Annotated in this window: 2 protein-coding genes; both read left to right on the top strand. The window is 59.6% G+C overall.

From position 1 onward, the window contains the following. A partial coding sequence (locus EOA28_RS37705; protein WP_128315946.1) for a DUF3883 domain-containing protein occupies positions 1 to 283 on the top strand: 283 nt, incomplete at its 5' end. Positions 284 to 297: 14 nt separating this feature from the next. Beyond that, positions 298 to 673 (top strand): hypothetical protein (locus tag EOA28_RS37700; protein ID WP_128315945.1); only part of this gene is annotated, 376 nt, incomplete at its 3' end.

Genomic DNA, 673 nt, shown 5'->3' with positions numbered 1-673 from the left:
GCGCTGGGTTGCGGCGGAAGATGGCGATGGCGCCGGCTACGACATTCGGTCGTTCGATCCGGTCGGTGGCGAACGTCTGATCGAAGTGAAGACCACCACCGGCCACAAGCAGACCCCATTTCTGCTCTCAGAAAACGAGCGCGCCTTCTCGGAGGAGCGGCCGGATGCGTTCCGGCTGGTGCGACTGTTCGACTTCGCTCGCCAGCCCCGCGCCTTCGAACTTGCGCCGCCGCTGGACAAATCCGTGATGCTGAAAGCTGCGACCTGGCGGGCGGAGTTCTGAGGAGACAGACACGAATGACCGACATCGGCACTTTCCGCCTTACGCTACCAGGCCAAATGCTGCGGCGCGGTTTTTGGCTCTATGTCTGGAAGGTCGCCGCTGCCGACGGTCGCGAACTTCTCTATGTCGGGCGGACAGGTGACAACTCCAGCCCCAACGCCTCGCCACCATATATTCGGATGGGACAGCACCTCGGTTCAGTGAAGAATCAGAACGCACTACGCCGCCATCTCACGAGCAGTGGAATCGAACCCGAGACGTGTGGGTCCTTTGAGCTAATCGCCCACGGCCCCATCCACCCCGAAGTCGTTAAGCCCGAAGATTTCGATCATGCTGATAAGCTCACGCGAGATTCTCTTATGGAATTACACACGCCTTTCCGAAATAGTG

Source organism: Mesorhizobium sp. M2A.F.Ca.ET.067.02.1.1, from assembly GCF_004023285.1.
Taxonomy (GTDB): Bacteria; Pseudomonadota; Alphaproteobacteria; order Rhizobiales; family Rhizobiaceae; genus Mesorhizobium.
Note: the sequence above shows the minus strand (reverse complement) of the source record. Positions and strands in the feature narration are given on the sequence as shown.